The sequence below is a fragment of the Bacteroidota bacterium genome (genome assembly GCA_039821555.1).
In the GTDB taxonomy this organism is placed as follows: domain Bacteria; phylum Bacteroidota; class Rhodothermia; order Rhodothermales; family Rubricoccaceae; genus JBCBEX01.
On sequence record JBCBNX010000077.1, the window covers coordinates 1 to 538 of the forward strand.

Below are 538 nucleotides of genomic sequence, written 5' to 3' on the forward strand. Positions count from 1 at the left end.
GCGAACGCGGACCAGGCCGTGTGGCGATATAAGGCGAACCCGTTGGAAAGCGGGGCGATATGGGTGACAGCCCCGTAGCCGTATCATAGCCACCGTTAGAGTAGGGCGGGGCACGTGAAACCCTGTCTGAACATGGGAGGACCACCTTCCAAGCCTAAGTACTCCTTATCGACCGATAGCGAACCAGTACCGTGAGGGAAAGGTGAAAAGCACCCCGACAAGGGGAGTGAAACAGACCTGAAACCGGACGCCTACAAACAGGGGGAGCGCAAGTGACCCCGTACCTTTTGTATAATGGGTCAGCGACTTAGTCTGGCGAGCGAGCTTAAGCCATGAGGCGTAGGCGCAGCGAAAGCGAGTCTGAACAGGGCGTTCAGTTCGTGGGATTAGACCCGAAACCGAGTGATCTAGCCATGGGCAGGTTGAAGGTGCGGTAACACGCACTGGAGGACCGAACCCACGCATGTTGCAATATGCGGGGATGACTTGTGGCTAGGGGTGAAAGGCCAATCAAACTCGGAAATAGCTGGTTCTCCGC

Annotated in this window: 1 rRNA gene; it reads left to right on the plus strand. The window is 56.7% G+C overall.

The features are described from left to right. Nucleotides 1-538: ribosomal RNA gene (locus AAFU51_18935) — 23S ribosomal RNA — on the plus strand; the annotation flags it as partial.